Annotated in this window: 26 protein-coding genes and 1 tRNA gene; 17 read left to right on the top strand and 10 right to left on the bottom strand. The window is 60.2% G+C overall.

The genetic code is table 11. From position 1 onward, the window contains the following. Positions 1-10: 10 nt before the first annotated feature. The 5 genes from DYST_RS10785 to DYST_RS10765 all read left to right on the top strand — a co-directional run bounded on the left by DYST_RS10785 (position 11) and on the right by DYST_RS10765 (position 3,850). The gene (locus tag DYST_RS10785; protein WP_239951804.1) at positions 11-1,402 is read left to right on the top strand and encodes a UDP-N-acetylglucosamine-transferase; all 1,392 of its coding nucleotides are present in this window, start codon (positions 11-13) and stop codon (positions 1,400-1,402) included. A gap of 35 nt (positions 1,403-1,437) precedes the next feature. Continuing rightward, on the top strand, positions 1,438-2,166 hold the full coding sequence (locus DYST_RS10780; protein WP_239951803.1) for a glycosyltransferase: 729 nt from the start codon (positions 1,438-1,440) through the stop codon (positions 2,164-2,166). A 212-nt stretch (positions 2,167-2,378) separates the two neighbouring features. Further along, entirely contained in the window at positions 2,379-2,600 is a 222-nt protein-coding gene (locus DYST_RS10775; protein WP_343214869.1) for a type II toxin-antitoxin system HicA family toxin, read from the top strand. Positions 2,601-2,628: 28 nt separating this feature from the next. After that, positions 2,629-3,066 (top strand): type II toxin-antitoxin system HicB family antitoxin, encoded by a 438-nt coding sequence (locus DYST_RS10770; protein ID WP_239951801.1) that lies wholly within the window; start codon positions 2,629-2,631, stop codon positions 3,064-3,066. After that, positions 3,047-3,850 carry a hypothetical protein gene (locus tag DYST_RS10765; protein WP_239951800.1) on the top strand — a complete coding sequence of 268 codons (804 nt, stop codon included), beginning with the start codon at positions 3,047-3,049 and terminating at the stop codon, positions 3,848-3,850. Before DYST_RS10770 ends, DYST_RS10765 begins: the two co-directional genes overlap by 20 nt. Before the next feature lie 369 nt (positions 3,851-4,219). Here the strand turns inward: DYST_RS10765 and DYST_RS10760 are convergent, their stop codons facing one another. The 3 genes from DYST_RS10760 to DYST_RS10750 all read right to left on the bottom strand — a co-directional run bounded on the left by DYST_RS10760 (position 4,220) and on the right by DYST_RS10750 (position 6,809). Next, a complete protein-coding gene (locus DYST_RS10760) occupies positions 4,220-4,450 on the bottom strand; it encodes a hypothetical protein (RefSeq protein WP_239951799.1) in 231 nt (76 codons plus the stop codon). 655 nt (positions 4,451-5,105) lie between these two features. Then, a complete protein-coding gene (locus DYST_RS10755) occupies positions 5,106-5,633 on the bottom strand; it encodes a hypothetical protein (RefSeq protein WP_239951798.1) in 528 nt (175 codons plus the stop codon). Between the two features lie 12 nt (positions 5,634-5,645). Then, positions 5,646-6,809 (bottom strand): RHS repeat-associated core domain-containing protein, encoded by a 1,164-nt coding sequence (locus DYST_RS10750; protein WP_239951797.1) that lies wholly within the window; start codon positions 6,807-6,809, stop codon positions 5,646-5,648. 217 nt (positions 6,810-7,026) lie between these two features. Between DYST_RS10750 and DYST_RS10745 the strand changes: the two genes are divergently transcribed. Next, positions 7,027-7,977: a hypothetical protein gene (locus DYST_RS10745; RefSeq protein WP_239951796.1), complete on the top strand. Its 951-nt coding sequence runs from the start codon at positions 7,027-7,029 to the stop codon at positions 7,975-7,977. A gap of 20 nt (positions 7,978-7,997) precedes the next feature. On the opposite strand, the gene DYST_RS10740 is transcribed toward DYST_RS10745, so the two are convergent. The 3 genes from DYST_RS10740 to DYST_RS10730 form a co-directional block, all read right to left on the bottom strand. Then, a complete protein-coding gene (locus DYST_RS10740; RefSeq protein WP_239951794.1) occupies positions 7,998-8,357 on the bottom strand; it encodes a hypothetical protein in 360 nt (119 codons plus the stop codon). Positions 8,358-8,827: 470 nt separating this feature from the next. Further along, on the bottom strand, positions 8,828-9,037 hold the full coding sequence (locus DYST_RS10735; protein ID WP_239951793.1) for a hypothetical protein: 210 nt from the start codon (positions 9,035-9,037) through the stop codon (positions 8,828-8,830). 128 nt (positions 9,038-9,165) lie between these two features. Further along, positions 9,166-10,158 (bottom strand): site-specific integrase, encoded by a 993-nt coding sequence (locus DYST_RS10730; protein WP_239951792.1) that lies wholly within the window; start codon positions 10,156-10,158, stop codon positions 9,166-9,168. Positions 10,159-10,299: 141 nt separating this feature from the next. On the opposite strand from DYST_RS10730, the gene dusA reads away from it, so the two are divergent. From dusA to DYST_RS10710, 4 genes are all read left to right on the top strand, one after another. After that, positions 10,300-11,316: a tRNA dihydrouridine(20/20a) synthase DusA gene (gene dusA / locus DYST_RS10725; RefSeq protein ID WP_239951791.1), complete on the top strand. Its 1,017-nt coding sequence runs from the start codon at positions 10,300-10,302 to the stop codon at positions 11,314-11,316. A gap of 183 nt (positions 11,317-11,499) precedes the next feature. After that, complete coding sequence (locus tag DYST_RS10720; RefSeq protein WP_233202313.1) at positions 11,500-11,733, top strand: PepSY domain-containing protein; 234 nt, start codon at positions 11,500-11,502, stop codon at positions 11,731-11,733. After that, complete coding sequence (locus DYST_RS10715; RefSeq protein ID WP_102301970.1) at positions 11,733-12,425, top strand: response regulator transcription factor; 693 nt, start codon at positions 11,733-11,735, stop codon at positions 12,423-12,425. Before DYST_RS10720 ends, DYST_RS10715 begins: the two co-directional genes overlap by 1 nt. Continuing rightward, on the top strand, positions 12,391-13,803 hold the full coding sequence (locus DYST_RS10710; protein ID WP_102302161.1) for an ATP-binding protein: 1,413 nt from the start codon (positions 12,391-12,393) through the stop codon (positions 13,801-13,803). The genes DYST_RS10715 and DYST_RS10710 overlap by 35 nt, the downstream gene beginning before the upstream one ends. 57 nt (positions 13,804-13,860) lie before the next feature. On the opposite strand, the gene DYST_RS10705 is transcribed toward DYST_RS10710, so the two are convergent. After that, positions 13,861-14,628 carry a zinc-dependent peptidase gene (locus DYST_RS10705; RefSeq protein WP_239951790.1) on the bottom strand — a complete coding sequence of 256 codons (768 nt, stop codon included), beginning with the start codon at positions 14,626-14,628 and terminating at the stop codon, positions 13,861-13,863. Positions 14,629-14,639: 11 nt separating this feature from the next. Further along, positions 14,640-14,951 carry a hypothetical protein gene (locus DYST_RS10700; protein ID WP_239951789.1) on the bottom strand — a complete coding sequence of 104 codons (312 nt, stop codon included), beginning with the start codon at positions 14,949-14,951 and terminating at the stop codon, positions 14,640-14,642. Positions 14,952-15,198: 247 nt separating this feature from the next. Here DYST_RS10700 and DYST_RS10695 point away from each other — a divergent pair, with 247 nt between their 5' ends. From DYST_RS10695 to DYST_RS10680, 4 genes are all read left to right on the top strand, one after another. Further along, the gene (locus DYST_RS10695; RefSeq protein ID WP_239951788.1) at positions 15,199-16,167 is read left to right on the top strand and encodes a biotin--[acetyl-CoA-carboxylase] ligase; all 969 of its coding nucleotides are present in this window, start codon (positions 15,199-15,201) and stop codon (positions 16,165-16,167) included. Beyond that, entirely contained in the window at positions 16,164-16,922 is a 759-nt protein-coding gene (locus tag DYST_RS10690; protein WP_239951787.1) for a type III pantothenate kinase, read from the top strand. Before DYST_RS10695 ends, DYST_RS10690 begins: the two co-directional genes overlap by 4 nt. Before the next feature lie 39 nt (positions 16,923-16,961). Continuing rightward, on the top strand, positions 16,962-17,711 hold the full coding sequence (locus tag DYST_RS10685; RefSeq protein ID WP_239951786.1) for an SPOR domain-containing protein: 750 nt from the start codon (positions 16,962-16,964) through the stop codon (positions 17,709-17,711). Between the two features lie 49 nt (positions 17,712-17,760). Continuing rightward, positions 17,761-17,836: transfer RNA gene (locus tag DYST_RS10680), tRNA-Thr, on the top strand. 139 nt (positions 17,837-17,975) lie between these two features. Here the strand turns inward: DYST_RS10680 and DYST_RS10675 are convergent. After that, positions 17,976-18,536 carry a hypothetical protein gene (locus tag DYST_RS10675; protein WP_239951785.1) on the bottom strand — a complete coding sequence of 187 codons (561 nt, stop codon included), beginning with the start codon at positions 18,534-18,536 and terminating at the stop codon, positions 17,976-17,978. Further along, positions 18,533-19,009, bottom strand: coding sequence for a hypothetical protein (locus DYST_RS10670; protein ID WP_239951784.1), 477 nt, complete (start codon positions 19,007-19,009; stop codon positions 18,533-18,535). Before DYST_RS10670 ends, DYST_RS10675 begins: the two co-directional genes overlap by 4 nt. Before the next feature lie 894 nt (positions 19,010-19,903). Here DYST_RS10670 and DYST_RS10665 point away from each other — a divergent pair. From DYST_RS10665 to rocF, 3 genes are all read left to right on the top strand, one after another. Next, positions 19,904-20,173 carry a hypothetical protein gene (locus DYST_RS10665; RefSeq protein ID WP_146010453.1) on the top strand — a complete coding sequence of 90 codons (270 nt, stop codon included), beginning with the start codon at positions 19,904-19,906 and terminating at the stop codon, positions 20,171-20,173. A gap of 310 nt (positions 20,174-20,483) precedes the next feature. Continuing rightward, complete coding sequence (locus DYST_RS10660) at positions 20,484-20,822, top strand: rhodanese-like domain-containing protein (protein ID WP_239951783.1); 339 nt, start codon at positions 20,484-20,486, stop codon at positions 20,820-20,822. A gap of 38 nt (positions 20,823-20,860) precedes the next feature. Continuing rightward, positions 20,861-21,775, top strand: coding sequence for an arginase (gene rocF / locus DYST_RS10655; RefSeq protein ID WP_239951782.1), 915 nt, complete (start codon positions 20,861-20,863; stop codon positions 21,773-21,775). Positions 21,776-21,777 lie beyond the last annotated feature (2 nt).

The raw sequence follows: 21,777 nt of genomic DNA, 5'->3' as shown, positions 1-21,777 counted from the left end.
AGGCGTGCTCGTGCGAGAAGATGGTTCGATCTTTGTGCAGATACCCAGCTATCGGGACACGCAACTTATCCCCACGTTGGTGGACTTAATTCGCGCGGCGGAATCGCCTGGGAAACTGAACATCGTCGTGTGCTGGCAGCATGCCGCCGACGAGAGCATTGGCGATTTCGAATCAGCGGGTTTTTCCTACGCTGGAGAGTCGCATGACGATGTGGATCGCATCCATGGCCTGTGGATCGAAGGGTGTCGAGTCAGGTTGATCGACGTCGACTATCTCAAGAGCCGCGGCTGCGGATGGGCTCGTCACAAGATTCAACGGTATAGCGAGAGCGAGAACTTCTCGCTGCAGATCGATTCCCATCACAGGTTCACGACAGGGTGGGATGCGGCGCTGATCGGTATGATTAACGAGCTTCGGTGCGTGAGCAGCAAGCCACTGCTGACCGGCTATCCGCCGGCGTTTGATCCTGACAGGGATCCTGAGTCACGGCAGATGGATGCGATTCAAATGAACTTTGATCGCTTCAGTCCGCCGGGTATTGTTCACTTCAAGTCGTCGCCGATGGCCGATTGGAAGCAGCGGCAGGCCCCGATGCGGGCTCGATTCCTGAGCGGTGGCTTTGTGTTCGCCGATGGCAGTTTTGTCTTTGACGTACCGAACGATGGCGATCATTTCTTTGCCAGCGAGGAGATCACCCTGGCTGTTCGAGCCTATACGCACGGGTACGACCTGTTTCACCCCCATCGGCCGATCCTGTGGCACCAATACCGTCGGGTCGGGGAGGCGAAGGTCTGGGACGATCACACCTCACAGCGGAAGTCGATCGGTGCGGTAGACAAGACAGCCAAGGAGCGCGCTGTTTCATCCTATTTGCGGAGCCGCGAGCTTTTGCGCATGGAAGCGTCTGGCACTGAGTACGAGTCTTTCGGAAGGTTCGGCCTGGGCAGCGTGCGGACGATCGAGGACTACGAGCGATATGCCGGCTTGAGCTTCCGATTTGAAGGGGTGACGCAGGCTACGATGGACGGCGCGGAGCCGGAGCTGTTGCAAACGCCTTCGTCGGGCGAGAACTGGCTGAACGAACTGATTTGCTGTGTCGACGCTCATATTCGCATCGCGCCGGACGATATGGAGCAGGCGGTGTCTACAGGAGACCGGGTGACGGTAGGCGTGTTTTCCCGCGATGGTACAGAGGTATACCGCTTTAAGCTCTCGTCCGAAGAGATGATGGCACTGCGTGACGATAAGCCCGTGAGCTATCGGATCAATTTCGCGGCGTCCCCCAAGGAGAAGCCAGTGCGATATGAAGTGGCCCACCAAAGCGCATCCGGCGCACGCTTGAGTTGCAAGATCCGGTCAATCAATGACGAATTGTTCGAGAAGTTCGTCTTGCAGGCTTGACGTCGATGTCCATTACCGATGGAGGCTGATGAAACATGGATGAGGGCGTATCTTGCCTATGCCTTACTTACGGCCGGCCCTTTTTCCTGGAGGAGGCCATTGAGAGTTTCCTGCGGCAGGAGTGGAGCGGACCAAAGGAACTGATCGTCGTCAACGATCACCCGTCGCAGGAGCTTCGTTATGAGCACGACGAGGTTTTGATCGTCAATCTGAACAGGCGACTTCGAACCCTTGGCGAGAAGCGAAATCTGTCCGTCGCCCTCGCCAAATACGACAATCTTTTGATCTGGGATGACGACGACATTCATCTTCCGTGGCGAATTGCCGAGACCATGAAAGGGCTTCCGGGCAGGGGTTTCTACAAATGCCCAACGGTATGGCTATGGCATGAGAGAGATGCGGGGGTTGAAAAAACCTTGAGTCGAAGCGACTACGGTTTTCACTGTGCCGCGGCATTCCATCGATCCGTCTTCGAGGCCGTCGGTGGCTACAAGTGCATGAATGCGGGTGAGGATTTCGACTTCGAGCAAAGAATAATTGCGCATGAGACCGCAGGTGAATGCTGGGAAACCACTCTTCTCCCGGTCGATCGCGTCTACTACATCTATCGATGGCATAAGCACTATCACGCCAGCTATGCGCGCAGCCTTAGCGCCATCAATCCTTCCGTCAAAGAAGGGCTATGGCAACTGAATCCGAAATGGGAGCGGGACTACGGCCTTGAGACGTTCGATCTCATCGCTGCAGTGGATCATGTGCCATAAGCTCAGAGCGGCACTGCGATCCAAATCCTCAGCGCGAACCCGGCGGGAATCGGCATCGAAAGCGGACCCAACGACGGCGGGCAGGATGCATATGACCTTGGGGCAAGTGGATGATGCCTTCTGCCAAGGGTCACTTCCGGTACTGTCCGCGCCATGCCTTCACGTGGCTTCTTCTTGCGCAGTTACTAACAAAAGTGTTGCATGCAACATAAATGTTAGTACAATGGATGCAAGGGAAATGGACAGGCAGGGAGGCGATGAAGTACAGCGAGTTCATCAGGTGGCTTAGGGCGCAAGGAGTGATATTTGAACGTCAGCGCGGAAGCCACCAGTTCGTGAAGTTCGACGGCAACACCTCGGTGGTCCCGAATCACGGATCCAAGGAAATACCGGAGCCACTGAGAAAGAAGATCCTCAAAGACCTCGGCCTGTAAGGGCCGGGGCATCCAATGGAGTGATGACATGCAATATGCGATCAAGCTAGCCGAAGCAGACGGCGCGTTCGTGGCTACGTGCCGCGACCTACCGGCGTTCAACAGTGTCGGCGACACCGTCGAGGAAGCCCTGCGTGAGTCGGTGGATGCCATCGCGCTGGTGTTGCAGTCCTATATGGACGAACGGGAACCGATCCCGACCGCTACGGACAAGAAGCGCGGCGAGCACTGGGTTGCGCTTCCGGCGCTCGATGTCGCCAAGGTGGGTCTCTATCAGGCCATGCAGACCAAGGGCGTACGCAAGGCGGATCTCGGCCGCATGTTGGGCATGCACGCTCCCCAGGTGGATCGCCTGCTGGATCTGGCGCACAAGTCGAAGCTCGAGCAGGTGGAGGGTGCACTGGCGCACCTCGGCTATCGCGTCAACGTGTCCGTCGAGCCGGTTGGTGTTCGTCACGCTGCATAAATGTGCCAGGACTTTCATCAGGGACGAGATCACTTTGAATACACCTAGAAAGAACAAGCCAATAGCCAATGAAGTTGAGCACTTCAAGGGGATGGTCAGCATTTGCGAAGAAAACGCGACGATGGCTGCGATGTTCCACGAGACCTGGTCTCCCACGGCGAATGACGCAGAACTTCTGGACCGGATGGGCACTTCATTTGCCACGAACTCGTTTCATATAGTGGCCTGGGCGCTTCGGCGGGAACTAATCTTGGCGCTCATGAGGATATGGGATACGCGCCACGACACACCGAATATGGAGAGCATTTGGCGGTGGCTCACTGACGATTCGAAGTACGAAGAGCTCCTGAAGGATCGCGCGCAGAAGATCTCGAGCGTGCCGGAATTAGTGTGGGACATGCTGAGAAGCTCGCTCGGTTCAAAACGGAAGAACATTAGGATGGCAATCGAGAGCTACCTCATAGAAGGCGAAAAACATGCGTCCTTAGAGCGGGTTCGGACTGTGCGCAATAAACGACTTGCACATCATGATCTTGAGCTACCTCCTGGGCTCGTGGACCCGACCAATGAAGAGGTAGTTCAGCTGTATCGAGACACTTTGACTATAGTGTCTGAACTCTTGCACTTAGTAAGTGGCACGGCGTTTGATCTCCTTGAAGACGAAGCTGGTCGACACGCTCACAACGCGAAGTTCTTCTGGGTGGCAGTGCGTGGCGAGCGTACTGAGGGACACCCGGACTTCCGGTTGATGCCGCCTGACCCTGTCGCCAGCTACCCGGCCTGATGACTGTCGAACTAAGAATGAAGCCCCGCAAATGCGGGGCTTTCTTTTTGTGGCGACATTAGGGGGGGGCGTCGTTGAGCTGCTGTCGGCCGCCGATAGCTCGAGCGAGGATCTGGGCATCCCAAATCAGTGGACGCCGTGTGGCGTCGTACGCGTACCTGACTGGTGGTCAGGGTTTGAGCACTTCGGGGGCCGCCTGTCCCCGGCGCGCGCGGTCGTCCCCCCTCCTGCGATGCTCTCTTACCCCGCCACATTTTGATGCACCGATACCGCCCGTCAGGCTCGGCCTTGGGCGGCATGGTGGCGTCTGCGCTCGATGCGGAGTGATGCGCTCACGGGTGCCGAAGTGAGAGGGGATGACGTCCATGGTCATTGGCGGGTTCCGGTGAGGGATTCGAGCTGGGCGATGGCCTGGTCGAGTTGGCCGGCCACTGCCTGCAGGAGATGGTAGACGCCACTTTCGTCGGCGGTGCCCGTGTGCATCCCTGCCGCGATGCCGGCAGCGGCCATATGGAGGGCGTGATACGGGGCGCGGAGATCTTCGACGGCACGGGAGAGGGCGCGCGGATCAGTTCCGAAAGCGCGAGCGGATGCAGTCATGTGCGTGATTCCTTGTATTCAATCCATGGAATCCGCCGCCCCGAGTCCAAGCGGGGTGACGGACGACGCGCGGTTGGACTACCGGTACAAGGAACCGGCGAGCCCGAAGGCTCCCGCGCGTCGCCCGCCATAAAACTGGATAAGGGGGGGTCGCGTTTCGCTACCCCCTTAGCGCCGTACCGAGGGCAACAAAAAAGCGCCGGCATCGGTGATGGGCGCTACGCGCCTTGTATGCGGGAGTCCAAGCCCGGTGGCCGAATTGGCGGCCACGGCGCGACGTTAGCTTGTCCGTGCAATGTATGCAATACGAACGCGCAAGGCGCTCAGGTTGCGCTGGCAGGGCGCGCCCGCTGTATGCGCGACGCGGGCAGGGGCGCAGGCTGAGCTCTGTGGCGCCCCGCTGGCGAGGCCTCGGGGCTGGTCAAGAAGTGACCAGTTAGGCCCCTCTGCACCCAGCGCGCGCGGTCGTCCCCCCTCCTCGCCTGCGCGCTTCTCCCCTCTCTTTTGATGCAACTGATGCAGAACGGCAAATGGCGCCACTATGGGCGCCGTCCGGGGTATATGGCCCCGCGATTTTGATGCGGATTGATGCATCGGATCGCATTATCGATACGTGGCCACCGACCTGGTGACGACGCACTCGGACACTAGGACTTCAAGGGTGGCTCGGTATTACCGCGACATTGGAGCGCAGTTTGCCGCCCAGCATGTTGCCCCCTTCTAGAGTGAAGCAGAGCGGTTCTTGGGGCCGTGATGGCAACTTTTCCACGTAGACCTGGTAAGTCACGGTTGGTCCCTTGGCTACAGCTTCTGCATAGCCAGGCACCTCGGCATCTCTCGTCCCGAAGTAGATTTGCCCTTTGCCCCAATAGACTCCACCGTAAGGCCCAACACTTTTTTTCACCCCATCCTTACTGCACGGGCCAACTACGAAATCGATGTTGTATTCGTGTTTTCTGGCAAGAGCCAGTAGGTCGGTGCTGGTCGAGAAATCAATGCGCGAAATCGCGATGGAGGGGCGCGGCTTCAAGTAGTCATTCCACTCAAGCTGCGACTCGTTCTTAAAGTCCACATCTGTCACGGAAACAACGCGAATGTCCCTCGGTCCCTGGGTACACGCGGCCAAGGACATGGCGCCTGAGATTATGGCTGCTACTGCAACAAGCTTGCGGTGCGTGAGCATCGAAACTGCTACCTATTGGAGAAATGGTGGGTTCACCAGCGGTGCGCCGCCAAGAACTTGTGCAGGGCTGTTTATCCCCGGGCCTGCAGCATTCATCATGTGCCTGAAATCTCCGTGCGAGGAAGAATTATCTTGAATGTAGGAGTCTGCGATTCCATTCGGGTCTCCATTCCACGCACCTCCCATGCCCGCAATGAAATTGTCCAACCGAAAAGGGCTTCCGCCCTCTGCATCCACATCTACCCACGTTCCGACACTGCTTTTGATGGCTTGCATGTCGCGAAAGTGAAAGCGGCTTACGGGATCGATCGTAATGAGTAGATTGACCTTTCCGCATGCTTTTAGTGCTGCCGCTGCCGCTGTATCGCCACCGTAACTGTGACCAATGAGATTGATAGGATCGCCAGGTGCGTTCTTGGTCGTGTTGTTGATGTCGTCGATGATGGCGGCGAGATCTTCCCAGGAGTAATACGCTGAGTCTGGATGCGTCGAGTGATAGCGGTCGTAGTAGCTTTCAACGATATGGTATGTGCCATCAGCCGCGCCGCCCACGAAGATATCGCGTAAGCCGTCAGGATCGATTCGATTCAGTGGATTGTTGCTGACCGCTGCATAAGGATTGAATCCTCCCGCCATACCAAGCGGGTCAGGCTCCATGAAGCGCCCTGTATTCGGGTCGTAGTAACGATTTATGTTGTAAACCAATCCAGTTTCCGGGTCGAAGTATGAACCCACAGAGCGCACGTTGAGAGCGTATCCGTTGGACAGCGTTGGTTGGTCGCCCCATGCATTGCTCTTGTATGGGTTCTGCCAGATTAAATTGCCAGATGCATCGCTTGCAGCGCGCGGATTCCCGGTATGGTCGGTAGTGACGTACGCTACAGTAGATGGCGAGGCGCTTGGGGATTTTGGCGTATCAACAGTCGAAACCAACATGTCGCCGAGATAGATGTAATCACGGGTGTTGGTCGGACTTATTTCAGTGGTGAGATGGCCTCGTTCGTCGTAGACAAATCGAGTGACAACGCCATCTACATTCTTACTGATCCGCTCGCCTTTAGCGTTGTACGTGTAGGTGATGTTGCTCGCCGGTTGGGTCTGAGCCATCACTGGAGGCACTTGAAACAGCGCGAGTGCAACGATGGAGGCCACGAAAACCTTGGCCGCAAAGTCCATATCCCTTCCCCTTGTCTCCCTGAGCCTAGATGGTCTCCCACGGACTCGTGAGGAAGATGTGAAATTCGTCACGGAGTGCTACAGGCCAGGGTTCTTCGAACCTAGCCCCTGGGAGCGTGCCCTTTGGGGTGGGGCGGGGTATCGCCGATGATGAGATTTGATGCAGCCGGTGCGGGTTCCGCTACGCTTTGGAACGAGTTACCTGGGGAACGGATCTATGAACTGGACGTCGTCCACTGGCATTGCTCTGCTTGCAGCAATAGTAGGCGCAGCCTCAGCGTTGTTGAGTGCATTAATTACTAATTGTTTCAATCTTTTCATTCAATGGCGGCAGCGACAGCACGACGCTGGTCAGAAAGGGCTTGACCGTCTATCCATGTTAAGGCGCGAGGTTTATCTGGAGGCCGTACAACTGTGCACGGCGGCTGTCACTGAACTGTCCCAGCTTGTTCACGAAGGCGATGAGGCGGAACGACAAAGGAAGCTCAATGGCGTGGCGATTTCGGTGGGCAAGGTACAACTAGTGTGCACGCCAATGACCGCGCTTCGTGCTCAGACATTGGGGACCACGTTCGCGATGGCCTTACAAGGACTCACGGTGGAGGCCAGTAAAGCCCGTAAGCTGGAGGCTAAAGCTAGGACGCATACGGGCCTAATAAGCGATGTGCAGCTGGAACAAAAAAACATTGTCGAATTGATGCGCCAGTACAACTTGTCTGGCCGCGACGATCCTAAGTACTGGGGCATGTTGTCCATGATGAATAAGGGAGCCTTGGAACGACACACGGCCCTTGTTGATGCGCGCAGCGCAATGCACAACGAGCACGCTGTGGAGGTCGGCAAATTTCAAATTTTGCTGATGACGGTTCTTTCCCCTCTAAATGATCAGATGCGTGGAACGCTCGACTGCTTGCGATCCGAACTTGGGTTGGCCGCGCCAACTCAAGCTCAGGTAGACGAGCGCAAGAAGTTGGAAACAATGATGAAAGCTTCATTTGGACAGCTGTCGGAAGCCCTGGCCTCGCACGGTACGGGAGCGCTGGATGTTATGTACGCCGCAGAGAAGCACGACATACAAGCGCCAACTGCCACGTTCGAAAATCCGAGGACCAATTGGTCCTTTGCAATCATTCCGGCGTACCTCCGCAAACTGACTCGGAAGCATTGAGCGAAGACGCGGCGAGACCCCTACTTTACTTTCCACCATCCCTTGCGCCGAGGCAGTCGGCTCGGGTGAATGGAGTGGAGCGGTTCGCGTGGCGTAAGCAGTGCTTCGCTTGCGGGTGGCGTCGAGGCATTTGAATTTGGGCGCGGCGGGCCTCCCGTTATCCGGCGCTCGCGCGGTTCGACGTAGCGGAACACGTGCCGTTTGGCCTTCTCGAACGAGGCGTAGGGGAAGGGGCCGGGGTTGGAGCTGCCGCGCAAGAAGCGAAGCTCCCAGCCGTCGCCGATTTTGGCTACGACACAGATGGGCCGGTAATCGAAAGTCGAGCAGAACAGGTAGGCCTCTGCGTCCTCCCATAGCCGGCGCTCGTAGTAGATGGACACGTTTTTTGCTCTGCGGTCATTGCCTGGCGAATGCCGTGCAGGGCGACGATACGCGGGCGCTATCTCAGCGGTTGGAACAGGTGGGCGCCGCTCAATCTGAGCGCGGTTGGGCTGGGCGCGGCAAAAGGTGATGAAGGTAACCGCCGCACCTTTGCCCGCCCTAACGAATTGATAAGTAACGAGAAGCAGGGGCACCCGGAAAGGTAATTTGAGGGTAATTAAAATTACCCATTCAATTTAAGTGCCTGAAAGTAAACGATTTGATGTGTGGGGAAAATTACCGTCTATAAAGGTAATCAGATTACTCATTAATTACCTTTTGGTTACCTTTGCCCTAGTCTCGTAACACGCTGTTTTTCCGTGGAAATCATGGTTGGTCGATGGTGTGATTACCAAAATTACCCGTTTCCGACGAAGCCACCCATTGGGGCTATATAAGTAGGGATGCCTAACGGGCAGCCACTTGTTTCTTACTCGCTCGCCCCTTGCAGCATCTCGCCCAGCTCTGCCAGTTGCTCGCGCAGCTGCTTGGCCATCATGGCCATGAGCGTTTGCACGTGGTCGGGGATCACGACGCCGGCGTGCATGCCTGCTGCCAGGCTCGCGCCGAGCGTCTCGATGGCATCCACGTGCTCGATCGCGCGATCAAGCGTGGTGAAGATGGTGCTGCTGTTTTTCATGGTGGTACTCCTTGCCACTGACGATTCCCCCACGGCTTCCATATCGGCGTGGGGGCGCAGCGGTATGCATCGACTGTGCCCGCCTGTGTCGCGTGGTGCGTGGTGGCCGCCGGCAGCTGCAGCGCGGCTCAGCGGTCGACCAGCTGCTCGGGTCGCAGATGCGTGTATCGCTTGAGCGTTTGCCACGACTCGTGCAACGAAAACTGCGCTACTTCTTGAATGGCGTAGCCGCGCTCGAACAGGCGAGAGGTGGCTTCGTGGCGGAGGTCATGAAAGGTCAGCTTCTCGATGCCGAGTGCCTTGCAAGCTCGAGCAAATGCTTCGCCTATCGACTTGGGGTTGTACGGGAATACACGGTCTTCGCCGTCGACCTCAGGTTGCCTGTCGATGATGTCCCAGGCCTCTGGAAGCATGCGGAACTTCTTCCGGTTGCCTTCCTTCATGGTTGGGTGCTTTACGTCATCGAGCCAGGCGCATGGACGCTCAAAGTTCGAGCGCCGGATCTCGGTTATTTCTTCTTGCCGGCGTGTCGTGGTCACCGCGAAGGCGTAGATATCTGACATGGGAATCACAGCACGCCTATCCCGGCGGGCGAAATAGTCGCGCAGTGCGGCATCCTCTGCCGGCGTCACGCGTCGATCTCGCCAGCGCGACTTGCGGATCACCTTGCGTTGTCGCAGTTCGTGGCGAGCATCGGCCAGCAGGTCGAGGCGGAGCGGGAGATTGAACTCGGCACGGGCAGAGCGCAGCACCTGGCCGATCCAGACTAGGTCGTTTCCAACGGTGGCGGGGCCAGCGCCGTCATTGCGCCGGGCCATCACGTGGCTGATGTAGTCGGCGGTGGCCAGCTCGGTGGCCACCCGGCGCGCAATGTCGCACCCTTCGAGGCGGATCAGGTCGAATGCCTTTGTTCGCCCCCACTTGGCTGTGGGGCCAACGGTCTCGCGGTACCATTTGATAAGGTTGGCCAGCGTTGTCTTGGCGCCGTGGAGTGTTCCACGGGCACGATGCTGGTCAAGTTCCACCTCACGCCGGCGCATCCACTCCAGTGCCAGCGACTTGCGGCCAAAGGTCTCCGTTTCGCTATGGATGACCTTGCCCGCTTTCTTGAGGCGGATCACCGCCGTGTAGCTCGATTGGCCGTCCTTGCGACGGCGAGTCAGGATGGTGCCCACGGTGCAACATTTCTCCTTGTGTTGCACTGAATGTTACACCGGTGGCCGAAAAATGGCCGGAAAACACACAAAACGAGTAGTAATGCGATGGTTTCACTCAGTCACGAAAGCAAGGAAACGCAAGGGTTAGCCCCAGATGCTAACTCATTTCGTGTATGTGTGGCCCCCATGATGGACTGGACGGACCGGCACTGCCGGTACTTCCACCGTCTGCTATCCCCGCATGCCCGCCTGTACACCGAGATGGTGACCAGTGCCGCGCTGGTACGTGGCAAGCAGCTGCGCTTGCTCGAACACAGCCAGCAGGAGCACCCGGTAGCGTTGCAACTAGGCGGCAGCGAGCCGGGGGAATTGGCCATCGCCGCGCGCTATGGCGCCGAGGCTGGCTACGACGAGATCAACCTCAACGTGGGCTGCCCCTCGGACCGCGTGCAATCCGGCCGCTTCGGCGCCTGCCTGATGCGTGAGCCCGCGCTGGTGGGTGACTGCGTCAAGGCCATGCGCGACGCGGTGGACGTGCCGGTGACGGTCAAATGCCGTATCGGCGTGGACGATCAGGACGACTACGCGGACCTGCAGCACTTCACGGAGACGATGATTGCCGCGGGCGTCGAGGTACTGGTGGTGCATGCCCGCAAGGCGTGGCTGCAAGGCCTGAGCCCGAAGGAAAACCGCGAGATCCCGCCGCTGGATTACGAGCGGGTCTATCGCCTCAAGCGTGAATTCCCCGGGCTGGTCATCGTCATCAACGGCGGCATCACCACGGTGGAACAGGTGCAGGCCCATCTGGAACAGGTGGATGGGGTGATGCTTGGCCGGGCGGCCTACCACGACCCCTACATCCTGGCTCAGGTCGAGGCCGCGCTGTATGGGGAACCCATGCCGACCCGAGAGGACGTGCTCCTGCACATGCGACCCTATATCGAGGCCGAACTGGCCCGTGGCGCTGCGCTCAAGCACATCAGCCGGCACCTGCTGGGCCTGTACCAGGGCGAGCCGGGTGCCCGCGGTTTCCGCCGCCGGCTGAGCGAGGGGGCGCACTTGCCGGGTGCTGGCTGGGGTCTGATCGAGGAGGCCATGGCGCCAACCCAGGTTGCCGCGTGACCGTTCAGGTTTATCCGGTCAATATTCAGGCCCGAGTCCATAGTCTGAACGACGATGGAAACCGTCCCCGCAGGTGTTACGGGCTTGTTTAACAAAATGAAAACAATCCTGCGCCCTTTGGTCTGGCTGCTGGCGTGCTCGACGGGCGCAAGCGCCTGGGCGGCGCAATCCAACGAGCCAGCCATGTCGTTGGAGCAGGCCGTGACCCAGGTACAGCACGAGACCGGCGGCAAGGTATTGTCCGCCAGCACCGTGCGTCGGGGCCGCAGTTCGTTCGAACACCGCGTCAAAGTGCTCACGCCGACGGGGCACGTACGCGTAGTGACCGTAACCACGGATGCCAGCAAGGGGCCGGCTTCCGGTGATCCGACCAAGAACCCGTCCACTGACGGTGGAAGCAACAAGGAGAAACACTGATGCGCATTCTTTTGGTTGAGGACGAGGCGCCGTTGCGCGAGACCCTCGCCGCACGCCTGAAGCGCGATGGTTTTGCCGTCGATGCAGCCCAGGACGGCGAAGAAGGCTTGTACATGGGGCGCGAAGTGCCCTTCGATCTGGCCATCATCGACCTGGGCCTGCCGAAGATGTCGGGCATGGACCTGATCAAGGCGCTGCGCGAGGCCGGCCAGCGTTACCCCATCCTGATCCTCACCGCCCGCGGCGGCTGGCAGGACAAGGTGGAAGGCCTCAAGCACGGCGCCGACGATTACCTCGTCAAGCCGTTCCACGTCGAAGAACTGCTGGCGCGCATCAACGCGCTGGTGCGCCGCGCCAGCGGTTGGTCCAAGCCGGTGCTGGCCTGCGGCCCGATCAAGCTGGACACCACCGCGCAGACGGTGACCGTGGAAGGCAAGGTGGTCGACCTGACCAGCTACGAGTACAAGGTGCTCGAATACCTGATGCTGCACGCGGGCGAGCTGGTCTCCAAGGCCGACTTGACTGAGCACATCTACCAGCAGGATTTCGATCGCGATTCCAATGTGCTGGAGGTCTTCATCGGCCGCCTGCGCAGGAAGCTGGACCCGGAAGGCAACCTCAAGCCCATCGAGACGGTACGTGGACGCGGATACCGCTTTGCCATCCCTCGCAGCGAAGCCGAAGACGAATGATTCGCCCCCGCCGCGCCGCCCGTTCTCACTGGCGGCGCGTGCGGCGTTGGCGACTGGCTTCGTGCTGGCTGCATTCCTCGGCGTGGTCGGCCTTACGCTTATGCGTACAGCTGCCGATAGTTCGCGCAAGGGACTGCAGGATCGTCTTCAGAATTTCGTCGTAGCCTATCTGGCGGGCACCGAAGTCGGTCGCTCCGGCAAAGTGCTGCTGCCCGATACGCCACCCGATCCGAGTTTCTCGCGACCGGGTTCGGGTCTTTACGCCGTGACCATCGGCGACGGCGGTTTCAAATGGGAATCGCCGTCGGCTATCGGGCGCGACTTCGCTTTCCTGCGTCCGCTTGCGCCGGGCGAGGGCGAGTTTGTCGGCCCCGTCGATACGCGCATGGGGCGCTTGTATTACTACATCTACGGCGTAGCGCTCGATACGTCGGAGAAGAAATCGGTGCACCTCACCTTTATGGTGGCGCAGACCGAAGACCAGCTCGAAGGCCGCAACGCGGTATTCCGACGTAGCCTTGTGTTCTGGCTGGCCTCGCTGGGCGTGATGCTTATCCTGCTGCAGCTTTTGTTACTGCGCTGGAGCCTGACGCCCTTGCGCAAAGTGGCCAACGAAATGTCGCGCGTGGAGCGCGGCGACCGCGAGCATCTGGGCGACCAGTATCCGCAGGAGCTCACCGGTCTTACCGAGCGCATCAACGCCTTCATCGATAGCGAGCGCGAACAGCGCGTGCGCACACGCAACACGCTGGCCGATCTCGCGCATAGCTTGAAAACGCCGCTGGCGGTGATCCGTTCGGGCCTGGAAAGCGATTCGCCTGATCTTCGTAACCAGGTGCTGGAGCAGGTGCGCAAGATGGACGAGCTGGTGGCATATCAGCTCGCGCGCGCGGCAACCTCAGGCCGCCAGACCTTCGCCACCACCGCCATTCCCATTGCAGGGCACGCGGAAGACCTGGTGCAAAGCCTGGAGAAGGTCTACGCCGCCAAGAACGTGCTGTGCGAATTCGATATCGACGACAACGCCTCGTTCTACGGCGAGCAGGGTGACTTGCTCGAGCTGATGGGCAATCTGTTGGAAAACGCCTTCAAGTGGGCGAGTCACCGCGTGCTGCTAGTGGTGAAGATGCGCCCGGTGGCGGGACGCCAGCGACCCGGCCTGTGGCTGAGCGTGGAGGACGATGGTCCGGGTATCGACGACGACAAGATTGAGAGCGTGCTGCAGCGTGGCGTGCGTGGTGATGAGCGCGTACAAGGGCACGGGATCGGCTTGTCGATCGTGCAGGACATCATTCGTGCTTACGGTGGCGAGCTAGTGGTTGATCGGTCGCCGGAGTTCAATGGGGCGCGGTTTAGTGTGAAGTTTCCGCCGGGTTGATGGTTGGGGTGAGGGGGCAATCTAGCCTCACACCCCATTTAGACGGCCAAACCCATCTCACCCCGGTGCCGACGAAGGCCCGTAGTACGCCTGCAGCAAATCCGCCACCACTGCATCTGCGCGGCGCAACGTCGCCGGCTGTGACCAGTGCAGCTCGCTCACTACAGCGAAGAACTCGTCCGGGCTTTCTGCGCCGTAGGGGTCGATCAAGGTCTCGCGCTCGCGCGCCACATCGTTGGATAGCCGGTCGAAGGCGCGTTGGAACGCGACGATCCACTGGCGCCGAGGAATATGCGGTGGGAGCACTGGCACGCCGTCGGGCGGGCCGTCGAGCATGTCGAGTTTGTGGGCTATCTCGTGCACGACCACGTTGTAGCCGTCCCATGGTTGGGCCAGGTCCAACTGCACGTCGGCCAGCGAGAGCACCAGCGGGCCGCGTTCCCACGCTTCGCCGATCAGTACGTCGTCGCTTTCGGTCACTACGCCGCTGCGGTCGTCATGGTGGCTGCGTTTCACCTTGAACTCGCCGGGATACACCAGGATGTCGCGCCAGCCTCGCAGCGACTTCGGCCCTTGTCGCAGCACGGGCATGCAGGCCTGCATGGCGATCAGGGTGCACATGTCGTCGCTCAGTTCGGCATCGGCGAGTGCGTGAAAGCGCTTGCGTGCGAGAAACACACCTACCAGTCGGCGTAGCTCCTGCTGACGTTCGCTATCCAACCGTTGCGCAAGCGGACAAGCGCACAGCGCTTGGCGCCAAGGTTCATCGGCAAGCGGAGGAGGCGTCAGGTAGGCGCGGAGGCGCCGCCACCAGGCAGCGGGCACGGGTACTGGAGTTACTGGATGGAGCCCGGCAACAACGACTGCCAGCCGACGCGGTTCTGGCGACCGCGCGCCCCACGGGCCGGGGTGTTCTGCGGGCAATTGTCGCCGGACGACGACGAGGATGAACTGGGTGCGGTTGTGGTTTCTCGCGGCAGGCCCAGGGCGTCGCCGCCACTGCTGCTGCCTGCGCCTTCATGGTTGGAGTTGCTGTCCACCGTGCGCTGCATCGAGCCCAGATCCTGGCTGTCCGCGTCCATGGCCGATGCAGCACTCAGGCTGCCGACACACAGAACACAACCAAACAAGATCTTCCCGAAACCCATGGCGGTTCAACCCCTTGATCCGCAATCCAAGATCCCGATGCTGGCAGAAAAAAGGGGGCGATACCAGTGCCACCTATTTCGACCTTACGGAGCCCGCGAGTCCCAGAAGTCATGCGACTTACAGTGCGCTGACGCTGCGAGGCGTCGCGCCGGCAAGCTAGAATTATTGAATGTCACGTCCTATCTCCCTGTTTCCCTTTTCCTGCGGGCGCTGCCGTCGTGGCGTGTCGGCCCGGGACGCCGCGTAATGCAGGCGCAGGAGCTGCTGGTCGCGTTGGCGGATGGCGGCATGGTGTCCGGCGCCCAGCTTGCCGAGCGTGCGGGTGTAACCCGCGCCGCCATCTGGAAGCAGATCGAGGCTTTGCGGGCGCGCGGCGTGCCGGTGGAATCACGCGGTACGGCGGGTTACTGCTTGCTGTGGCCGGTCCAACTGCTCGACTTGCCTGCCCTGAAAGCCGCGCTGCCTGCCGCCGTGCGCAAGCGTCTTGGCACGCTGGAACTGCATTGGGAGATCGACTCGACCTCGAGTGAGATCCAGCGCCGACAGGCGGATCTACCCGACCTCAGCATGGTGCTTGCAGAAACCCAAACCGCAGGTCGTGGCCGCCGTGGTCGCCGCTGGCTGTCGCCACCAGGGCTCAACGTCTACCTGTCTTGTCTCAAGCGCTTCGACGCGGGTTTCGCTGCCTTGTCAGGGCTGTCGCTGGCAGTGGGCGTGATCGTGATGCGCACGCTGACCTCGCTGGGCATCGAGGGCGCGGGCCTCAAGTGGCCCAACGACGTGCTGAGCGACGCCGGCAAGCTTGCTGGCATCCTGGTCGAGCTGGGCGGGGAATATCAGGGGCCGTGCGCAGCCATCATTGGCGTGGGCCTCAACGTGCGGCTTACCTCGGCTCTGCACGAACAGGCGGGTCAGCCGGTGAACGACCTGACGACACTGGCCGGCGCAGCGCCGGATCGCAACCGCGTCGCCGCCGCATTGGTCACAGCCTTGGCTGAAGGATTGGAACAGTTCGAGCGCGAAGGCTTCGCCGCCTTCGTCGCGGAATACGCTCGCTACGACCTGCTGCATGGCAAAGCGCTGCGCGTACAGGGTGCAGCCGGCGTGCTGGAAGGCGTCGGCGCAGGTGTGGACGAGCGCGGTGCGCTGCTACTGCAAGCCAGTGATGGCCTGCATCGCATCGATAGCGCCGACGTCACGGTGCGTCGCGCATGAGGCTGCTGCTCGATCTTGGCAACACGCGTCTGAAGTGGGCCCTGCGTGATGGCGCGCAGTGGCACGCGCAGGGTGCGGTGGCGTGGAACGATGACGTGGTGCTCGCGCTGCACGACGCATGGCGCCACCTGCCCGCGCCGCATCACGTGTTTGGTGCCTCCGTCGTGGACGGTGCGCGCGAAGCGCAAATCGCCGCCGTGGTGTCTACCCGCTTCGAACGGACGACGACCTGGCTACGCACGCCTGCCGAAGCTTGCGGCGTGCGCAACGCGTATCCCGAACCCGGTCGCCTGGGCGTGGATCGTTTCCTTGGCATGGTGGCCGCCCGCGCCGAAGGGCTGGCGCCATGCGTGCTGGCTGGCGTCGGCACTGCGCTGACGCTAGACGCGCTCGATGCAGACGGAAAACACCTGGGCGGACTGATCGCGCCCGGACCGCAGTTGATGCAGCAATCCCTGTTGGGCGCCACCGCGCGTGTACTGGTCGACCGGCCGGGCAGGGTGCTCGAGGCCGCCGACAACACGCCCGATGCCGTCGCCTCCGGCTGTTGGCAGGCGGCTGCCGCGCTGGTCGAGCGCTTCGTAGCGCACATGTCTGCGTCGCTGGGCGGTGCGCCGCAATTGATCCTGGGTGGCGGCGACGCGGAATCGCTGGCACCGCTGATCGCCCTACCGTCCCGGCTCAGCCAGGACAGCGTGCTGCGTGGATTGTCCGTGTGGTCGGACGCACATACACCTGTCGAGCAGTCTCTCTAAAATGGCTGCTCCTTCGCCGCTCGCCTGATCGGATCGCCGATGTTCCTGCGCCTGCTCTTTGTCCTGCTGATCGCACTCAATATCGCAGTGGGCGCGTGGTTGTTGCTTGGCCAGGACGACGTGCATGGTCGTGCCGCCACCGATAGCGGTGTGCCAGAACTGCACCTGCTGAGCGAGCGCCCGGCCGCGCCATCCTCCGCTCCGACGCCCGCGTCACCCGTATCGTCTGCCGCCACGCCGTCGACGGCCGCCGCGCCTTCTGCCCCGGCCTCCAGTCCGACACCGCAGGCTCGCGCGCCGGAGCCGGCACCCGCGCCGCCGCAACCGCCGCGACCCAACACCTATACCTGTATGGCGCTGGGTCCCTTCGCCACGCAGACGGATATGCGCAACGCCCGTGTCGCGCTAACCAACCAGGCCGCGCGCATGCGCTCGCGCCAGGAACAGACCACCCAGACCGCCGGCTGGTGGGTTTATCTGCCGGGCGGTGGTAGCCGCGACAAGGCGCTGGAACTCGGCCGCCGCCTCGCCGCCGCCAACGTGGGCGACTATTTCGTCGTCGGCCAGGGTGACCAATCCAACACCGTGTCCCTAGGTCTGTTCAAAGACCCCGCCAACGCCCGCCGCCGCCGCGAACAAGTCGTCGCCGCCGGCTTCCCTGCACAGATGACCGAACGCACCGAAACCGTGCCCGAGTACTGGCTGGACGTGGTCATCGCCGACAATGGCCATGCCGACTGGCGCAACCGCGTCAAGGGCGTCGGCTCCCACAGCACCGGCTGCTTCTGATCCATCTTTGGCGCTCGGCCACACAGGCCTGCTAGACTTGCCACCCTTCGCCGGTATAGCTCAGTTGGTAGAGCAACTGATTTGTAATCAGTAGGTCGCGGGTTCGACTCCTGCTGCCGGCACCAGATAAACAGAAAGGCTTGTGCGGACTTGGTCTGCGCAGGCCTTTTTTGTTGGGGCGAGTGCGGCCATCCCAACGGCTACGAAATTTGCTGGCCTGCTTTGTGGAAAGTGAGCCTGACCCCGTTTTTGGTTGTAGCCCGTTTACTCTCGGCTAGCCGGATAGTCAGATGGAATAAAGCTATTCGGCGCTGCTTTCCAGCCTATATATCTTCCGCAGCGCGGATAGGTCGCCGTGCCATCGTCGTGAAGAACATAGGGGAGAATTCGGCGCGAACCGTCAGCCTGCTGCTCGATGCAGAACACGCTTAAAAAGAGCCCTTCATCCCATCGTGAGGGTTTGTCGCCGCTACGCACGATGAATTCATATGTCGCGCCCGCAACTAACGGATGCCCCCCGCCTTCTTGTCTATATCCGTTTAACGTCGCTCCGTAGGTAATGCACTCTCCCGGCTTTAGTATGAATGCCTTACCGCTAGGTTGCCTGACTATCGCCCATTCTTCCGGCGGCCACTCGCCATCAAGCGGCCCAACTGCAGCACCGAGAAGTGGCAACGCTTCATTGTGGATAGGCAAGCAGGCGGCTGGGACGTTGTCGGCTTGCTTGATAGTCAACGACGGCAAGCCTTTGGGCGCATCCTGTCCTGCGGCGTTGCGCGCGATAACGACCCACAGCGCAATGGAAATCAGGCAGAAGCGCTTCATAGATTCACGTTCGGTAAGTGACGGGGATCGGTCGGGTTAACGAACGGCTGCATCACCTGATAGAGATATGCCGGGTGCGTGTGAGGATTGTAGGCAGATTGAGCGCGCCGATAGATACAAATCATGTAGTAGTCAGACATCAAATTGCCTTGCTGCTCCATGTTGAAATCACTTAGACGACTATTTGGTGTCAGTGTGTAGCGATAGGCGGATGCCCTGTGAATTGTCACCGTCAACGCCTTGCGCTTCACCGGGTAATCCATTTGGAATTGCCAGACGTGAACCATTTCGTGCATGAATAGACGCCTATCTGCGTCTGTGCCCTGTGAGTAATCGTCCCGATAGATTTTGGAAGGCATGAACATTTCGCCGTTTGGCGTTACTGCTGTATCGCTGTCTTGAAACCCCAAAAAAAGCAACGTTCCACGATTGTGAATCTTTACTTCTGAGTAGTCGACACCATCGCCGAACACTGTTCGCGCGATGGCTTCTTTCGCCGGCCGTCAAGGCGCGGGCTCGGCCTTTAGGCACGGGTAGACGGGTAACGGCGGGTTCGGTCGTTGTTTTGGCAGTGTAAGCAAACACATTGCTGCCAGCGTCTAAATAAATTCGCTCGCCATCTGTGCTGTCTAAAGGGGCATCGCAGCACGGTAATGTCCTAGCCTGGGCTGGCGACGTCAGCGTGACGCGCTGAACGGCTAGCGGTCGCGCAGTGCAAATTATCGCAGTGAAACCATTGGCATCTGTCGCGCCACACTCGCGCGTTCCGTCGCTTAGTATTGCCTCATAGGGCAGATTCGGCACGGGGCCGCCGTCGCCCTCTCGCACAAGCTGCAATTGTGCGTAGTAGAGATTTGGGTCATATATCGATGACGGCGGCGGCGCGGGCTCAGGGTGCGGCGTCGGAGGATTTGCGCGCGCCTCAGCTTTGCGGGCCTCATTTCTGAGCCGGCATGGCATACAGACAGCATAGTGATCTTCCATTGAGGCCATTGCGCTGCGCTCCTTTGAAAGGTCTTCTAATACAGCCGTGCACCCGCAAAGACAATTGGACAAATCTTGAATATCGCCACCAGGGCGAAGGTAGCGCTGTCGAGCAAGAACGGGGTCAGGTTCACTAATCATTCTTGCTGACTTGGTATGCGTGGCGTGTATTTATTTCGAGATACTCGCGGTTGTGAGCCCAGCTATGTTGGCGATACTCACTACTTGGCGGCGAGAGTGCGTAGACATTGGCAATGAGCTGGCTCTCTGAAAGCACTGCCACTCATTCGCTTTGATCGATCTACGTTCCAAGTACACGTTTCCTTGATCTCGGCGTAGACCGTTCGGCAGAGTGTTCGAAGTGCTTTTGCGCTGGCATATATGTGCGCCACCAAGGATTGTGGGGCTATGCCGTGGCGAGATCGACGCATCGGTTCAACCATGCTGGATCGACATTTCACTACGAGCTCACCATTACCAAGACACCGGCTGACTTGGCTTATATCGCCCAAGTCTGGCGAGACGGTGATCGCTTCGGGTTTGTGCACGACACCATTGTTCGGGATGGCGCTGCTGTCGAGCGGTGGTCGGATGCATCGGTTGAACTGATCGCTGCGATCCACGCGGAAGGGAAGATTCGCGGCATGGTGTAGCGGGGCCGACATCACGGGCGTCAACTTCGCGTAGGTTGCGCCAGGCACTTCCGCTTGGCGAAGCACTGACAAAGCAGTTTCCTGTTGCCGAGTGCTTCCAGCTCTCGCTGGAATAACGGGCGATCTCCAGCACCCGGCGGGGAATATTGGGTGCCTTTGACGTTACTATGGGCGGTGGCCGGGCTTCCGGCTTGTCCATTACTTCATGACATTCAAGGTGTTGGCGGTGTTTCAGTGCGTTTCGCCAGGCCGGGGGCCACGGTCCCGCAGGCTCAAGGCTGCCCTGCTTGCAGGGTGGTTGTTGGTGGGCATGGGCTCTGCCATGGCGGCGGATGCGCCGATGGACGCCGCGCAACTGCTGCAACGCCAGCAGGCAGGACAGGCGCCGGTGTTGCTGGACGTGCGCCATACCGACGAATACGCCGACGGCCATATCGCCGGTGCGCTCAATATCCCGGTGGAACAGCTGGCCAGCCGCGCGGGCGTGCTCGGCGTGCCGCGCGACAGTGAGATCGTGGTGTATTGCGTCTCCGGGAAGCGCGCCGCGAAGGCACAGCAGACGCTCACCGACCTCGGTTATTCCCACGTGCGGGTGCTGGACGGCAGCCTGAATGGGTGGCGGCAACGCCATCTGCCTCTGGCACACTAAGACGTCTCGTACTTCCCGTATCCACACTGCAGGTTTTCATGGTCAACAAGGCACTTTCCCTGATCGGCGTTCCCACCGACATCGGTGCGGGGCATCGCGGCGCTTCCATGGGTCCGGAAGCATTGCGGGTGGCCAATCTGGCCGCGAGGCTCACGCGGCGTGGGCTGGACGTGGTTGACCGCGGCAATCTGCAGGGGCCGCTCAACCCGTGGCAGCCGCCGGTAAATGGCTATCGCCATCTGCCGGAAGTGGTCGCCTGGAACCAAGCCGTGCATGAGGCGATCTACGCGGAGCTGGCCGATGGCCGCCTGCCAATCATGCTGGGCGGTGACCATTGCCTTGCCATCGGTTCCATCAGCGCCGTGGCGCGCCATTGCCGCGACACAGGCAAGACGCTGCGCGTGCTGTGGCTGGATGCGCATGCTGACTTCAACACGGCGGAAGCCACGCCCTCGGGCAATATCCACGGCATGCCGGTGGCCTGCCTGTGTGGCAACGGGCCGAAGGAATTGATCGAAATGGGCGGCCATGTGCCGGCTACTTCGGCAGCGGTGTTCCGCCAGATCGGCATCCGCTCGGTGGACGAGGGTGAGAAGCGCCTGGTGCGCGAGTCGCAGGTGAGCATTTTCGACATGCGCCATATCGACGAAGTGGGCATGAAGCGCACGATGGAAGAAGCGCTGGCCGGCATCGACGAGAACACGCACCTGCACATCAGCTTCGACGTGGATTTTCTCGACCCGAGCATTGCGCCGGGTGTGGGCACCACGGTGCGTGGCGGCCCGAATTATCGCGAGGCGCAGCTCTGCATGGAGATGATTGCGGATACGGGGCGTGTGGGTTCGCTCGACATCGTCGAACTCAACCCCGCTTTCGACAAGAAGAACCAGACCGCGCGCCTCGCAGTGGATCTGGTCGAATCGCTGTTCGGCAAGTCCACGCTGATCCGCTGATA

The sequence above is a fragment of the Dyella terrae genome, from assembly GCF_022394535.1.
Classification (GTDB): Bacteria; Pseudomonadota; Gammaproteobacteria; order Xanthomonadales; family Rhodanobacteraceae; genus Dyella.
This window is presented reverse-complemented; position numbering and strand designations above follow the sequence as displayed.

What these genes read in the sequence shown, in the direction of transcription:
- DYST_RS10675 (WP_239951785.1), bottom strand. Translation starts at nt 18,536, where the DNA reads ATGAAGCGCTTCTGCCTGATTTCCATTGCGCTGTGGGTCGTTATCGCG.
- DYST_RS10775 (WP_343214869.1), top strand. Translation starts at nt 2,379, where the DNA reads ATGTTAGTACAATGGATGCAAGGGAAATGGACAGGCAGGGAGGCGATG.
- DYST_RS10760 (WP_239951799.1), bottom strand. Translation starts at nt 4,450, where the DNA reads ATGACTGCATCCGCTCGCGCTTTCGGAACTGATCCGCGCGCCCTCTCC.
- DYST_RS10780 (WP_239951803.1), top strand. Translation starts at nt 1,438, where the DNA reads ATGGATGAGGGCGTATCTTGCCTATGCCTTACTTACGGCCGGCCCTTT.
- DYST_RS10755 (WP_239951798.1), bottom strand. Translation starts at nt 5,633, where the DNA reads ATGCTCACGCACCGCAAGCTTGTTGCAGTAGCAGCCATAATCTCAGGC.
- DYST_RS10750 (WP_239951797.1), bottom strand. Translation starts at nt 6,809, where the DNA reads ATGGACTTTGCGGCCAAGGTTTTCGTGGCCTCCATCGTTGCACTCGCG.
- DYST_RS10685 (WP_239951786.1), top strand. Translation starts at nt 16,962, where the DNA reads ATGTTCCTGCGCCTGCTCTTTGTCCTGCTGATCGCACTCAATATCGCA.
- DYST_RS10695 (WP_239951788.1), top strand. Translation starts at nt 15,199, where the DNA reads ATGCAGGCGCAGGAGCTGCTGGTCGCGTTGGCGGATGGCGGCATGGTG.
- DYST_RS10690 (WP_239951787.1), top strand. Translation starts at nt 16,164, where the DNA reads ATGAGGCTGCTGCTCGATCTTGGCAACACGCGTCTGAAGTGGGCCCTG.
- dusA (WP_239951791.1), top strand. Translation starts at nt 10,300, where the DNA reads ATGGTTTCACTCAGTCACGAAAGCAAGGAAACGCAAGGGTTAGCCCCA.
- DYST_RS10660 (WP_239951783.1), top strand. Translation starts at nt 20,484, where the DNA reads ATGGGCTCTGCCATGGCGGCGGATGCGCCGATGGACGCCGCGCAACTG.
- DYST_RS10745 (WP_239951796.1), top strand. Translation starts at nt 7,027, where the DNA reads ATGAACTGGACGTCGTCCACTGGCATTGCTCTGCTTGCAGCAATAGTA.
- DYST_RS10700 (WP_239951789.1), bottom strand. Translation starts at nt 14,951, where the DNA reads ATGGGTTTCGGGAAGATCTTGTTTGGTTGTGTTCTGTGTGTCGGCAGC.
- DYST_RS10735 (WP_239951793.1), bottom strand. Translation starts at nt 9,037, where the DNA reads ATGAAAAACAGCAGCACCATCTTCACCACGCTTGATCGCGCGATCGAG.
- DYST_RS10770 (WP_239951801.1), top strand. Translation starts at nt 2,629, where the DNA reads ATGCAATATGCGATCAAGCTAGCCGAAGCAGACGGCGCGTTCGTGGCT.
- rocF (WP_239951782.1), top strand. Translation starts at nt 20,861, where the DNA reads ATGGTCAACAAGGCACTTTCCCTGATCGGCGTTCCCACCGACATCGGT.
- DYST_RS10720 (WP_233202313.1), top strand. Translation starts at nt 11,500, where the DNA reads ATGTCGTTGGAGCAGGCCGTGACCCAGGTACAGCACGAGACCGGCGGC.
- DYST_RS10715 (WP_102301970.1), top strand. Translation starts at nt 11,733, where the DNA reads ATGCGCATTCTTTTGGTTGAGGACGAGGCGCCGTTGCGCGAGACCCTC.